The sequence below is a fragment of the Yersinia sp. FDAARGOS_228 genome, assembly GCF_002073315.2.
Classification (GTDB): domain Bacteria; phylum Pseudomonadota; class Gammaproteobacteria; order Enterobacterales; family Enterobacteriaceae; genus Yersinia; species Yersinia intermedia.
Map to the genome: position 1 here is coordinate 4,603,956 of NZ_CP020409.2, position 14,298 is coordinate 4,618,253.

Consider the following 14,298-nt stretch of genomic DNA (forward strand, 5'->3'; position numbering starts at 1 on the left):
GTTATTTCGCCTGACGGGCAGCTTTCGCCATCATTTTCTTCAATGCATGGGACACCGCGACAAAACCAAATGTAGCGGTAACCATGGTTGCCGAGCCAAAGCCTGAAGTACAATCCATTTTTTTTGGCCCTTCTGCCGTACTGCGCGAGGCACAGACCGATCCATCAACCTGCGGATAAACCAATGGTTCGCTGGAAAAAACACAGTCAATCCCCAGCTTACCTTTACTGTTTTTCACCACATTAAAATCACTTTTCAACCTTTCACGTAACTTGGCCGCCAGCGGATCCTGAATGGTTTTTGCCAGATCAACGACCTCAATACGTGTGGGATCGATCTGCCCACCTGCACCACCGGTGGTGACGACGGGGATTTTATAGCGGCGACAATAGGACAGTAGTGCAGCCTTAGGGCGCACACTATCAATTGCATCAATGACATAGCTGAAATTGTTATTTAAAAGCTCCGCAACATTATCCGCAGTAATAAAATCATCAATACACGTCACGCGACATTCAGGATTGATAGCCAAAATACGTTCCGCCATCACTTCCGTTTTAGCTTGCCCGACCTTGTGCCGTAAGGCATGGATCTGGCGATTGGTATTGGTAACACAAACATCATCCATATCAATCAACGTAATCGCACCGATACCAGTGCGTGCCAGCGCTTCCGCCGCCCATGAGCCGACACCGCCGATACCAATGACACAGACATGAGCCTGCGAAAACAGTTCCAACGCCTGTTGGCCATATAGACGTGCTATGCCACCAAACCGCTGTTGGTAAGCTTCGGAAAAGGCTGTGTTCATCAATGTATTACCTTAATTGCTTCGAAATGACGTTAATAATATCGATTATATGAAGACAAAAGCGGCCAATTGGCCGCCTGATAAAGAGTGAAACCTAGCGTATACCGGCAATTGCAGGTAATAAGGAAGATTACTGACCCTTATTACTCACCAATAATGATGAACCATTGCCGGCTGACGCTACTGTTTTATTACCTTGATAAGCGGTAACCAGCGGCCCGCTACTTTGGGCATTTTTCAGTACCCAAACCCGGCCATAATGATTGTAGAACCCAGCAGCCTGCCCAGCTTCATGGCCAATGCCCTGATAGATATCAAAATGCTGACCTTTAATTGCACCACCAACATCCAATGCCACCATCAAGCGCATCTGATATTGACCGGTGAATTTCCCCTGATTATCCAGCAAAGGCACTTCAGCTAATAATGTGGTGCCTGGTGGAATCAAGGAACGATCAGACGCAACTGACGCTTTGGCAATCAAGGGAACCGCACTGGCCCCTTTCACTGGCGCGTACATTTCTGGTTTAAAGAACACAAAGGACGGATTCTGCTCAAAAAGCTCTCTGACCTCAGCTTCACTATGAGTTTCAGCCCAGTGGCGGATGGCTTGCATCGACATGTCTGCTTTCGCTACTTCACCACGATCAATCAGCACTTTGCCAATACTGCGGTAAGCATGACCATTCTTACCTGCATAGCCGAAGAAGGTCAGTGGTCGCCCATCGCCATAATCAACATAGCCACTGCCCTGCACTTCCATCATAAAGTTATCTACCAGCGAGTTGGTATAGGCGATAACTAAATTACGGTTATCCAATGCTCCTGCATATATAGCAGCGCGATCAGGTAAACGGCGCTTTCCTTTAGCAGGCATCCGATAAAGTGGGTGGCGGAATTCACCTTGTGGCGTATAGCGGGCCTGGAGCACTGGAGTGTAGTAGCCCGTAAATTGTACGTTACCGAAATTATCTACGCCTTCCATCTGATAGGCATTCAAACCAAACAAACTTAACTTACTGGTATCGGCCCCTGCCAACATCCAGTTTTCTACCGCATTGAATGTATTACTATTGCGGTTATAGAGACCCGGTGAGGATTGATTAATCACTTTCACCTGATCAGAGAAATCTTTTGCGTTAACTGGCTTACCTGTCGCGTTTGGTTCATTCACCAGTTCCAGTGATTGCTCCAGACGCCCATCCTTATATTGCTGCCCACGATCGGTTGGCCGCGATTGGCACCCCGCCAGAACAGCGATCATTATTCCACTTAGTAGGTATTTGCCCCAACGACTTGTCATTTCACGCCTTCTCTTACTCATTTTATCTACCCGCGAACGATAACAAACGCCTATAGATAAAGGAATCAGCAGGTGGAAAAAAATCCCCTGCCCCGTTATGGGGAAAAAGAAAACAGATAGTTGATAAATTAATCGAAAAAACCTATTTACCCTAATTAAGTGGCAAAACTACTTGCAACAGATCTCATCCAGAGTATAGTGCGCTCAATCGGACGCGGGGTGGAGCAGCCTGGTAGCTCGTCGGGCTCATAACCCGAAGGTCGTCGGTTCAAATCCGGCCCCCGCAACCAACCGATATTGGCTACCAGCAGTATCAAATGTCGTTCGATAGTCTTGAAAGTTAAGACGAATTAAGTAAGAATAGCAGTTGGAAGTAAATAAAGAGTGTAGTGACGGACGCGGGGTGGAGCAGCCTGGTAGCTCGTCGGGCTCATAACCCGAAGGTCGTCGGTTCAAATCCGGCCCCCGCAACCAATTACACTGTTAAGTAATAAAAGTAGTAATAAAAAGCAATAGTAAGATAGAAAATAGAATTAAGACGGACGCGGGGTGGAGCAGCCTGGTAGCTCGTCGGGCTCATAACCCGAAGGTCGTCGGTTCAAATCCGGCCCCCGCAACCAATTCTTAATCATTTTCATATCAACATCAGACACCCTTAAGGGTGTTTTTTTGTTTCTACCGTTCAATAAAAAATGGCCTTGAGCAAGGGCTATACTGCCCCCGCCCCTATCTATACCACGCCCAATTACAACCGTGCCATCGCTCCACCATTAGCAAAATATGCTTTGATGCCAGCAAAAATAGATTCTGCAACTTGCTGCTGAAAATGGCTGGTACGTAACTTGCGCTCCTCTTCCAGATTACTGATAAACGCGGTTTCAACCAGAATTGAAGGTATATCCGGTGCTTTCAATACAGCGAACCCCGCCTGATCGACACGGTTCTTATGCAGCTTATTAACTTTCCCCATACGATTCAGCACTTCTTTGCCAAACTTCAGGCTGTCATTGATTGTCGCCGTTTGTAGCAAATCAATCATGGTATGGTCCAGATAGCGATCACCACTTTTGCTGACACCACCAATCTGGTCGGCCTCATTCTGTGTCTGGGCCAGGAAACGCGCGGCGGTACTGGTTGCACCCTTGGTTGATAGCGCAAAAACTGAGGAACCTCTGGCTGCCTGACTGGTAAATGCATCCGCATGAATTGAAATAAATAAATCTGCTCGCAATTTACGAGCCTTCGCCACCCGTACTTTCAATGGGATAAAGACATCTTCATTACGGGTCATAAATACCCGCATATTGGATTCTTTCTGAATCAACGCCCGTAACCGACGGGCAATTTGTAGCACGATGTCTTTTTCACGGGTTTTATTTCGACCAATAGCACCGGGATCTTCCCCGCCATGACCAGGGTCCAGCATGATAACTATCGGCCTATCACGCCCTGCTTTACCTGCTTTTGGTGTCTCTGCGGGTAAATTACGTTCCACGTCGCCTTTATTATAATCTTCCAATAATGCCAATAATGGGTCGTCCTCAGCGGAGGTGCTGCCTTGAGTGGGATATAAATCCACCACTAAACGATTTCGAAATTCAGCAAAGGGCTTTAGAGTAAATAACTGGGGGCTGATGCTCTGCTTCAGCTCCAAAACCAACCGGACAGTATTTTTATCAAACTGCCCTACTCGGACCTGCTTCAGATAAGGATCACCAGACTGAACCTGATTAGTTATCTGTTTCAGGACGCTATTTAAATGGACACCTTCAATATCAACCACAATACGATCAGGATTGGTAAGGGCGAATTGGCGATACTTCAGCGGAGTATTGGACTCCAACGTGACCCGGGTATAGGTTGACGAGGGCCAAACCCGGACTGCAATAATTTGTGAGGAAGCAGCAAATCCAACTCGGCTGACACTCAGCATCCAGGCACTAGCAGCACCTTGCAAGAGACGGCGACGCCCAGGATTATGATTTGAATCTGCCATGTAACTCCAAAGTAACTACCAAAATATGAATAAAAAACGCACAAAAAAAATTATGTGCAAAAACTTTAACGAATCAATCCCACGCTGTCATTAGAAAAACATTTTTTATGTTATTCAATTTATTAATACAGATACACCATAGATATGCATTTGATAGTGATTTGGTGCTTGCCATCTTGGTCAAAAAAGAATAAAAATACAAAAATATCGAATAAAAATTCAAAGAGGGTCTGCCGTGAAGGAACGTAGTACTGAACTGGTCCAGGGATTTCGCCACTCAGTTCCCTATATCAACGCGCACCGTGGCAAGACATTCGTTGTCATGTTGGGTGGCGAGGCGATTGAGCATGAGAACTTCGCTAATATCGTTAACGATATAGGTTTGTTGCATAGCCTCGGGATCAGGTTGGTCGTGGTATACGGTGCGCGCCCACAGATCGACAGCAATTTGGCACAGCATCATTACGAACCTATTTATCACAAACATACCAGGGTAACGGATGCTCGAACGCTGGAAATGGTGAAGCAAGCGGCTGGCCTATTGCAGTTGGATATCACTGCAAGATTATCAATGAGTCTCAATAATACCCCGTTACAAGGTGCGCATATTAATGTAGTCAGTGGCAACTTCATTATTGCTCAGCCGCTGGGTGTGGATGATGGTGTGGATTATTGTCATAGCGGGCGTATTCGTCGTATCGATGAAGAGGCAATTCACCGTCAATTAGATAATGGCGCAATCGTGTTATTAGGCCCGGTTGCAGTATCGGTGACCGGTGAGAGCTTTAACCTCACGTCTGAAGAAGTTGCCACACAGTTAGCTATCAAATTAAAAGCAGAAAAGATGATCGGTTTCTGCTCATCCCAAGGGGTGACTGACAGTGAAGGTAATATTATCTCTGAGCTGTTCCCGAATGATGCTCAAAAACGAATTGAAGATCTGGAACAAGAGGGTGATTACAACTCCGGTACGGTGCGTTTTCTGCGTGGCGCGGTGAAAGCTTGCCGCAGCGGTGTACGCCGGAGCCATTTACTGAGCTATCAGGAGGATGGAGCACTGGTACAAGAGCTATTCTCCCGTGATGGTATCGGTACCCAGATCGTTATGGAAAGTGCTGAGCAAGTGCGCCGCGCTACCATCAATGATATTGGTGGCATACTTGAATTGATTCGCCCGCTGGAACAGCAAGGCATTCTGGTGCGTCGTTCACGGGAACAGCTTGAAATGGAAATCGACAAGTTCACGATTATTGAACGGGATAATTTGACGATTGCCTGTGCAGCGCTCTATCCGTTTCCTGAAGAACAAATAGGTGAGATGGCCTGCGTGGCGGTACATCCTGATTATCGCAGTTCTTCACGGGGGGAAATGCTACTAAAGCGCGTTGCTGACCAAGCTCGGCAGATGGGGCTTAAAAAGCTGTTTGTACTGACTACACGCAGTATTCACTGGTTCCAAGAACGCGGTTTTACACCTGCCGAAGTAGAGGTTTTACCGATTCAGAAGCAGGAACTGTATAACTATCAACGGCGCTCAAAGATCCTGCTGGCTGATTTGTAGCTGTACCGACTGTCGCTGTATGTATTGATTGTAGATATTGAGCCTAATTATCTATCAGAACTTATTTAATTTATTCCCCACATAATGAGCATTACAGGGAGGTCGCAAACCGCGGCCCCCTTGCCAGACCAATTAATGGTCTGCATAACTCACTCTTTGTGGCGCCAAGCAGCAAGCGTAAACTCATGTCAACGCATTCAAACGATCCACTAACCCACTCAGACGAAGTGTCGGTGTGCGTATCGCATTGCTTAACACCGTATCGCTGCAATACAGTGTTAAACGCTGGCGGGCGCGGGTTATCGCGGTATAAACCAATTCACGCGTTAATACCGGCATAAAGGTATTTGGTAATACCAGTGCGGTATGTTCAAACTCTGATCCTTGAGACTTATGAACAGTCATGGCATAAGCCGTTTCATGACTGGGAAGACGGCTGGGTTGTACCGATTTTATGTTGCCATCCGGTAACTGGAAATGCACCCGTAGTTCTCCCTCGCCGTCATATAAAGCAATGCCAATATCACCATTGAAGAGGCCTAACGCACTGTCATTAAGCCCGATCATCACTGGCCGACCGGCATACCAACGCCCAGTTGGGCCTGGGGCTCGCTCAATTAACCTCTTGTGATGCAACAATTGTTCAATCCGCTCATTCAAACCACTGACACCAAATGGCCCACTTCGCAATGCACATAACAATTGATAACGACCAAATGCTGCCAGCACATCCGCAGCATGGGCACCTGTGGCTGCCAATTGGAGATAATGCTGATAGCCCGCAACGCAATCCTCCAGCAACCGTTGGTAGTCATCCGAATCAGTTAGAGAAAAATGTTCAACATCTGAATATGCACCCTTAAATACTGATAATGCATCCCGATACTTACCTGCATTAACCGCTAAAGCGAGCTGACCGATGCCCGATTTCTCATCAAACCGATAGCTCTTACGCAATAAACACAGGCTGTCACGTACATTGACCGTATCCGTCGGTACTGCTCCAATCGGTATATTTCCGGCCAATGTGCATCCTGTCAGCCGCGCTAACTGTTCTGCACGGGCCTTGCTATAACCCAACTCAGCAAAGCGGCATATATCCCCCAATACCGCCCCGGCCTCAACCGAGGCCAATTGATCTCGGTCCCCGAGGAAAATGACTTGAGCTTTAGCGGGCAAAGCGGCAATTAGCCGCGCCATCATGGGTAAATCCACCATCGACGCTTCATCTACCACCAGCACATCAAGATTTAATGGATTACCTCGGTGATAACGCAAACGTTGACTGTTTGGTTGAGCGCCTAACAAACGATGCAGAGTGGATGCTTGATCGGGCAATAACTTGCGCTCGGCGTCTGTAAGTGTGAGCTGGCGGATGGCATTCCCCAATGACTCAGTCAGCCGCGCAGCAGCTTTACCGGTTGGGGCGGCAAGCTGGATACGTAAACGTTGCCCTGGGCTAAGCTGTATCAGCGCAGTTAATAGCTTGGCTACTGTGGTGGTTTTCCCTGTTCCCGGCCCACCGGAAATCACCGAGATACGGCGAGTAGCAGCAACTGCGGCGGCCACTTTCTGCCAGTCAATCTCAGTGCCTGACCGACCAAATAGGCGGTCCAGTGTCTCTGTTAACAGGTTTTCGTTAACGTCCCTGGCTTCATTAACGAATAAAGCGGTATTGTCACTGGCAATAAACCGCACCACATCCCCCTCGTACTGCCACATCCGTTGAAGATACAATCGTTCATTTTGCAAAACCAACGGCGTTGGCAATGAGCCATCACTGACCGCCGGAGAATTATTTAATACTTGTATCCAACGCGACAGATCTGGAGCACCAGCAGCCTGCCATAATGTTTGAGATAATCCAGCCTGCCGCCCACCAAACAGTTGTTCTGGTTGCAGATAGCTCAATGGCAGACACACATGCCCGGCTCCCGCTTCGGCACTGAGAATAGCCGCTGCCAATTGCAGCATGGGGCCATCATCCCCTGCAATCATGCGAGAAAATTGAACATCCAGAGGGCGTAGTAAGTGGTCACGAACCGCTTGGTCCAGTAGAGCCATCATATTGATGAATCCTCATCTGCCTGAGCAGTACCACTTTCGTGACCTGAAAGTAGAACAACCTCATTGCCACTGAATAAACAATCCATTCCTTCAATCAGCCCCTGTTGAGGACGACAACTAAATATGCCGTTACCTGGATGTTGTTTATCGACACCACGCAAGAAGAGATAAATGACACCACCGAAGTCACGTTGATAGTCATAATTGCCTAAACGATGACGTAAATAGCGATGTAAAGCCAAGGTATATAGCTGATATTGCAGATCATAACGATGCTCAGCCATCGCTTGAGCCATCAATTGTGCGGTATAAGCGCTGCTGTCTTCCCCTAGCCAATTAGATTTGTAATCTAGTAAGTAATATTTACCCTGCCAGCAGAATACCAAGTCAATAAAGCCCTTAAGCATCCCTCTGACTTGCTGAAAATCTAGCACCGGGCACTGGCGTGAGAGCGGGTCATAATGCTTGATTAAGGCATCTAATTGATTAGCGCGTAGCAAGGTATCGATTGGCAAATAAAACTGTAGTTCCGCCTGCTTGCTATCCGGCGTCAATCCCGCCAAGGTTACGCCCGTATCATTAAGGGGGACATGCATAATGTCACTTAGCCATTGATACAACATTGGCGACCATTGCTCGCCAAAACCCTGTTGCTGCAATTGCTCCGCTAGCCAGTTCGGTTCAATAGGTTGGCTAAAATCTAATGGCTCAAGTAAATCATGTAGAAAAGTCCCCGGTGCGGCCCCTCTGGGGAAGGTATGGGGCGTTAAATCGGCTGCGGTGATGAGTGCTTGTTCACCGACGGCATCACTATCTAACCGTGGTAATAGCTCCTGTAAAGGGATATTCAGAGCCTGCGATTTAGAACCATGCTGCTGTAGGCCGGAATAACTGGTAACCCGCCAAAAGTCATGCATTTGTCGGTTAAACTGACGTGCGGCGAGTTCTGGCAAAATTTCAGGCCGAGGCTGCCAAGCTGTAGCATCAGGACGTTCCGCCAGTAAGACCGCAATGTCACCGCCAGAAGAAGCGGTTAGCTCGGCCAACTTATCAGCCAAATATTGCGCGTCGCCAGCTTGTCCATGTTGAACCAAATAACCTAAAGCGCTAAGGTGCATGTCGCTTTCGCCCTGTTTTTTCCGCCCGCCTTTAATCAGTGGTGCAATACCGATACTGCAATGATAAACCGCACGGGTTAGAGCAACGTAGAGTAACCGTAAGTCTTCTGCCAACCGCTCTTCTTCCGCCAAAGACTGGCTCTCTTCATCAGCATTCAGATCAAGCAGAGCCTCAAAGCTATGACGATCGTGATATAGCACGTCCTGCTGCTGACGGAAATTACCGACAAAAGGGAGCCAAACCAACGGATATTCCAACCCTTTTGATTTATGAATTGTAATCACCTGAACCAAATGACGATCACTTTCCAAACGCAATTGCTGGTTATCCGACTGATGATTTGGTTGCGCTATTTGTTGTGCCAGCCAACGGATTAGTGCGTGCTCACTATCAAGTTGTGATGCAGCCTCTTGTAGTAGCTCCCCCAAATGCAGCAAATCTGTTAACCGACGTTCTCCACCAGGGGTCGCCAGCAAGTTTTCAGCTAAATGGCGCTGTGCCATAATTTCCCGCAGCATAGGAAGCACACCACGGCGCTGCCAATGTTGACGATAACCATCGAATTCATCGACCAGCGTATCCCAGGCGCGCTCATCGTGATTCAATGCATCCAACATCTGTGCATCCAATCCCAGCATCCCAGTTGCCATCGCACTGCGTAAGGCTCTCTCCTGCTCTGGGGCCAACACGGCCTGCAATAACCACAATAGATCTTTGGCTTCCGCCGTATCAAACACACTGTCGCGATTGGACAAGTAAACCGATGGGATAGCCAGAGCACTCAGTGCATCGCGGACCAAAGCAGCTTCTGCCCGGCTACGAACCAAAATAGTAATATCAGATGCCTGAACCGGTCTGGAGCCTGCCGTTGTCACTAACTGCGCCAACCCCTTCTGCCCATCCACCAGCCAGTCACGGATTTGACTGGCGCACTGCCGGGCCATCAATTGTTGGTATTCACTAACCCCAACCCCCTCCCCCGGTTGCAGCCAAAAAGAGATAGCTGGCTGCTTTTTCCCTTTAATTTCAAAAGATAGACGGCTATTTTTTTCAGCAGCCGCCACCTTGATAAAGGGGATTTGTTCAAACAGAAAAGGAACTTCAACCGAACTAAAAAGCCTGTTTACTGATTGAACCATCGGGAAAGAGGAGCGCCAATTAGTCTCTAGCGTATAGTGGGCACTTACTTCTGAGCGAGCGCGAATATAGGTAAAAATATCTGCGCCACGGAAGGCATAAATAGCCTGTTTAGGGTCACCAATCAGTAATAAACCACACTCACTTTGGTTACCATAAAGCGTGTGGAAAATACGGTATTGCTGGGGATCGGTATCCTGAAACTCATCAATCATTGCTACTGGATAACGGGTGCGAATAGATTGAGCTAACAACTCGCCACCTGGCTGCTGTAATGCTGCATCCAATTTACTGAGCAAGTCATCAAAGCCCAATTCCGCCCGCTGCCGTTTCTCCTGCTGGACAGATGTTCGTATTTCGCTAATTGCGCGAGCTAAAATCAGATCTCTTAGCGTCAAAGGTTGTTCGAAGATACTGTCTATTGCACTGAACACCGAGTGTTGTGGGGCCGCACCTTTTTTGGTTTTCTCAAATAGTATCGATTGGCGAAACTTTTCCAACTCTTTAGGCAACTGATAATCGCCGGTCTCCTGCACTGCCCATATCCCAACCTTTTCTAGCCAGTTAGGTAAATATCGGCTGCTGTAGCTACGCTTATCAACGCCTGATGCGCTAATCAACGCTTCTAACTCATGAGCCACCGCACGCCACTGCGCTTTGACAGCATCAATTTGCACAACTATTTGCTGATGCCGACTGAGTATCGTTTCATCATCACCAGGCGCTTGCCGAAATTTTGGTGTTTCCCCCTGCAAATAAGTGGAAAGGTCTTTGAGCAATGCCTCAGGCCCACTCCATTCCTGGCTGACTGCGCGTGCCACAGCCAACGGGAGCGGATAGCAGTGACGCCGCCAAAAATCGGCACAGGCCTGTCTGCGTAAGGGCTGTTCATCCTGAAGCAATGTTTGTTCAAACAAAATGCCAGATTCAAAAGCATTATTAGACAGCATTCTCTGACAAAAGCCGTGAATGGTATAAATTGCAGCTTCATCCATCTGACGCTCAGCAGCAAGTAGCTGTGCTGCGGCCTCGTTCAGATCACCAATTTCGGCTAATAAAGCCTTATGCATTAGGTCATCGCTGACTCCCCGCACGCAAGCAATACGCAACCCATGGATATTGTCGCGAATTCGCCCTCTCAACTCTTCAGTTGCAGCCTCAGTAAAGGTCACCACCAGGATTTCGTCTACCATTAGCGGGCGACTAAACGCGGCGCGCGCGCCTAAACCAAGCAGCAATCGCAGATAAAGAACCCCAATGGTAAATGTCTTACCAGTACCGGCAGAGGCTTCGATCAGCCTCTCACCGTATAAAGGGAGCGTCAGCGGCTCTAGCCGCTGGGGAGTCATTGATGTCATGGAACCAGTACCTTCTGCGGCAGGGTCGCCTGCAAGGCAGATGTTGTCGGATAGGTCGTCCATCCTTTAGGCACCGCATACCCACCCGCCGTTTGCCCCTGACCTTTAACTTGAGAAAGCAGAGCCAGACCTTGCGGTTTAATCACTGCTTGCTGGAAGAAATCAGCTAATGCAGTGCTGTTAAGTTGCTTCACATGAGCAATCATTTTCTCGCGGCTATCAAACGCAAAATTATTACGATTGAAATCATTACTGTAACGGCTAGTCTCTTCCTCCAAGGTCTGTGGTCGTTGCAGTAACTGGTTAATTAACCCTTGTTTATATTGTTCAAAATCAGCAGGTTTCATTTCACGCAGACGTTTTTCAGCCTGCGGATAGAAAGCAAGATAGCGTTGATACAGGTAATCAGGTTGTTTGCTGTTACTTTGCAACAAGAACCCCAGCCCCCACTGGCGACCAACCGACATCGGGAAGGCAAATACCGCATAACCGAGTTGTTCTTCGGTTCGTAGCTGATCATAGAACCACGGTTGAACAATTTGCCCCAGCAAAGCACTGTGCGCCATACCGTCAATTTCTGTATAGCCGGTGGGAACATAGACTGCTGCCAGTGCAGCATCAGAACTGCTGCCAAGCCGTTCCATATTGGCCAGTTGAGCCTTCTCAACAACAACATCTTCGCCGGTCCACCAAGTGGTACCCGTTGAAGCCAACTGTTTTTTCAACGATTCTGCCAGTTCGGTAACTTGCTGAGCCGTCATATTACCCACCGCCAATACTTCCAGCGCGGATTGTTTCAGCAAGCTATCACGATAAGTCAGCACATCTTGCACGTTGATAGTATCAAGCAATTTGCGCCGTTCATTGCGTTCGGAATAAGGAACCTGAGACAACAGTTTAGCTGGCTGAATTGCCAGTTCATAAGCTTTGCCTTTCTCGGCCACGTCCAACTGCTCGCGATACCAAGATTTAGCCTGCACTAATTGATCTTCTGTTGGTGTGAAGCTGGAGTAACCTTCAACCAGCGTGGTTAGCAATTGCGGCATCCGCTGTGTGAAACCATTAGCACTGACATACAAGCCGTTGTTAGGCGCGGTTGAGAAACTGATCCCGCCGATCGAGGCTTGGTAACTCAGCTCATCAAGTGAAAGACCTGCCAGATAATCAGTCAGAGCAAAGAGCACCTGATGGCGGGCGGTATCCAACGCATGTGGATTGCGAAAAGCAAGCGTGATATCGGCTTTCGGTTCATCAGCAAAATACTGACTTGGCATGTAAAACACCCGTAACCCCGGTTGTTCCGCGACATTCTGTGGCCGGATGATATTTTTATCAGCTTTGATCAGAGTAAAGTTATCTGGGATGTAGGGGTTAAGTGCCGGTAGATTCAGGGTGATATTCTCCCCAAGTTGTTGCCAGTCTTTCATCTCTTGTGGGCTAATTTTATTGACCTGATAAGGAGCATCAACAAAATAGGCTACTTTATTGTGAGGCTCTTCAGGGCTGACAAACCAGATCCGCGCATTCTCTGGTGTCATTTCAGCCAACCGGGCAGCAATAGCCTTGGGATCATAATGATCCGCCAGATAGGGCGCATCAAGTACATGTGCGACAGGTACTCGCAACATCATATCCACCAGCCACTCGATGTAATCCATATCCCGCGTGATTGAGGGATAACGGAAATCCAGATTCAAAACATGGGCTATCTCGTCGAAATAACTCTGTTTAATGCCATCTTTTTGCAACATTTTGATGTAATCAAAGATAGCGGCTACCACCACATCACGTTTGGCCAGACCTTTATCCGTGAGTGATACCGAAATAGAGAATACCCCTCCATTGCGATCTACCATTGGATCGGCACCGGCATTAATAGCATCTGCCAGCCCCTGTTTTTGTAGCCAGTCGGACAACGTATCTTTACTGCGATTACCCATCAAATAGCTAACATAGGTATCTGTTTTGCTGCGAAATTCCGCACTATTATTCTCAATACGGAAGTCTATTTTTAACTGTTTACGGGGTTGGGCTGGAACATAATGAATAATAATACCGGTTTGGTCCGGTGTTACAGCAGGTACCGTAATTGGAGGAACTTTTGCCTCCCGATTCGGAATCCGGCCAAAGGTATCAGCCGCTAACTGTGCTAATTGATCCAGAGGCTGATTACTATACAGCACCCCCACCATCAAATTGGCTGAGTAGTAACGATGATAAAAGCTCAGTAGCTCATCATGTAATTTGCCATCAGGCTTGTCTTTGAGCGTATCAAGATTACCGCCCGAGAACCGCGCACTAGGGTGAGCAGGATTAAGCGTTTCGGCATTAACTTGCGCCATGCGCATCCCATCACGCGAGCGGGCCATCGTCAATTCAGCATTGACCGCATTACGTTCACGATCAGCATTGATAGGGTCTAATAAAGGTTCTGCAATAGCATCGGCTAAACGCTCAACGGCCGGTACCAATGCATCATTTTCAATTTCAAGATAAAAGGCGGTTCGATAAGAAGCAGTGCTAGCATTATGACTACCGCCATGCTTTTTCAGAAACTCAGAAAAACTGCCTGGTTCTGGGAAACGTTTAGAACCCATCAATAACATGTGTTCCAGATAATGAGCTAAACCCAACTGGTTATTAGGATCTTCCAATGACCCGACAGGCAACGCCAATGCCGCCAAGGATTTAGGTGCTTGCGCATCAGAAACTAGCAACACGGTCATACCATTAGGCAGCTTTATTGCCTGATATTTACGCAGATCATGTTCACTTTTGTGAATAGCTTCTGCCAGTGGTTGCCATGCAGGCGCTGCGGCCCAACTCAGAGGTGCCAGTAAACCTAATAAGAAAAATATACCCATGATGCGGGCAAACTGTTTATGCATTCCTTTTCTCCCCTAACCCCTTCAAAATTACCGCTCAAAGCCGCAGCCAACTTTCTGG

7 protein-coding genes and 3 tRNA genes are annotated in these 14,298 nt (G+C 47.8%); 4 read left to right on the plus strand and 6 right to left on the minus strand.

Annotated features, from left to right (window positions below; all coding sequences use genetic code 11):
- Window position 1: 1 nt before the first annotated feature.
- Together tcdA and mltA are read right to left on the minus strand one after the other, a co-directional pair.
- Complete coding sequence (tcdA, locus tag A6J67_RS21560; protein WP_005185795.1) at window positions 2-811, minus strand: tRNA cyclic N6-threonylcarbamoyladenosine(37) synthase TcdA; 810 nt, start codon at window positions 809-811, stop codon at window positions 2-4.
- Window positions 812-941: 130 nt separating this feature from the next.
- The gene (mltA, locus tag A6J67_RS21565; RefSeq protein ID WP_032906519.1) at window positions 942-2,114 is read right to left on the minus strand and encodes a murein transglycosylase A; all 1,173 of its coding nucleotides are present in this window, start codon (window positions 2,112-2,114) and stop codon (window positions 942-944) included.
- Window positions 2,115-2,327: 213 nt separating this feature from the next.
- On the opposite strand from mltA, the gene A6J67_RS21570 reads away from it, so the two are divergent.
- The 3 genes from A6J67_RS21570 to A6J67_RS21580 all read left to right on the plus strand — a co-directional run bounded on the left by A6J67_RS21570 (window position 2,328) and on the right by A6J67_RS21580 (window position 2,734).
- A tRNA-Met gene (locus tag A6J67_RS21570) sits at window positions 2,328-2,404 on the plus strand.
- 107 nt (window positions 2,405-2,511) lie between these two features.
- Window positions 2,512-2,588 (plus strand) — tRNA-Met (locus A6J67_RS21575).
- A gap of 69 nt (window positions 2,589-2,657) precedes the next feature.
- Window positions 2,658-2,734: transfer RNA gene (locus A6J67_RS21580), tRNA-Met, on the plus strand.
- Between the two features lie 125 nt (window positions 2,735-2,859).
- Here the strand turns inward: A6J67_RS21580 and amiC are convergent.
- The gene (gene amiC / locus A6J67_RS21585; RefSeq protein ID WP_005185800.1) at window positions 2,860-4,110 is read right to left on the minus strand and encodes an N-acetylmuramoyl-L-alanine amidase AmiC; all 1,251 of its coding nucleotides are present in this window, start codon (window positions 4,108-4,110) and stop codon (window positions 2,860-2,862) included.
- Window positions 4,111-4,345: 235 nt separating this feature from the next.
- Between amiC and argA the strand changes: the two genes are divergently transcribed.
- Complete coding sequence (gene argA / locus A6J67_RS21590; protein WP_032906520.1) at window positions 4,346-5,671, plus strand: amino-acid N-acetyltransferase; 1,326 nt, start codon at window positions 4,346-4,348, stop codon at window positions 5,669-5,671.
- 183 nt (window positions 5,672-5,854) lie between these two features.
- Here the strand turns inward: argA and recD are convergent, their stop codons facing one another.
- Genes recD through ptrA form a run of 3 tightly spaced genes read right to left on the minus strand, consistent with a single transcriptional unit; the run spans window position 5,855 to window position 14,240 of the window.
- On the minus strand, window positions 5,855-7,738 hold the full coding sequence (gene recD / locus A6J67_RS21595; RefSeq protein ID WP_032906522.1) for an exodeoxyribonuclease V subunit alpha: 1,884 nt from the start codon (window positions 7,736-7,738) through the stop codon (window positions 5,855-5,857).
- Window positions 7,735-11,352, minus strand: coding sequence for an exodeoxyribonuclease V subunit beta (gene recB / locus A6J67_RS21600; protein ID WP_042569226.1), 3,618 nt, complete (start codon window positions 11,350-11,352; stop codon window positions 7,735-7,737). The genes recD and recB overlap by 4 nt, the downstream gene beginning before the upstream one ends.
- Window positions 11,349-14,240, minus strand: a complete 2,892-nt coding sequence (gene ptrA / locus A6J67_RS21605; RefSeq protein ID WP_050297318.1) for a pitrilysin — start codon at window positions 14,238-14,240, stop codon at window positions 11,349-11,351. Before ptrA ends, recB begins: the two co-directional genes overlap by 4 nt.
- Window positions 14,241-14,298 lie beyond the last annotated feature (58 nt).

Excerpts from the sequence above, each read along its gene's own strand:
- ptrA (WP_050297318.1), bottom strand. The coding sequence starts at position 14,240 with ATGCATAAACAGTTTGCCCGCATCATGGGTATATTTTTCTTATTAGGT.
- amiC (WP_005185800.1), bottom strand. The coding sequence starts at position 4,110 with ATGGCAGATTCAAATCATAATCCTGGGCGTCGCCGTCTCTTGCAAGGT.
- recD (WP_032906522.1), bottom strand. The coding sequence starts at position 7,738 with ATGATGGCTCTACTGGACCAAGCGGTTCGTGACCACTTACTACGCCCT.
- recB (WP_042569226.1), bottom strand. The coding sequence starts at position 11,352 with ATGACATCAATGACTCCCCAGCGGCTAGAGCCGCTGACGCTCCCTTTA.
- tcdA (WP_005185795.1), bottom strand. The coding sequence starts at position 811 with ATGAACACAGCCTTTTCCGAAGCTTACCAACAGCGGTTTGGTGGCATA.
- mltA (WP_032906519.1), bottom strand. The coding sequence starts at position 2,114 with ATGACAAGTCGTTGGGGCAAATACCTACTAAGTGGAATAATGATCGCT.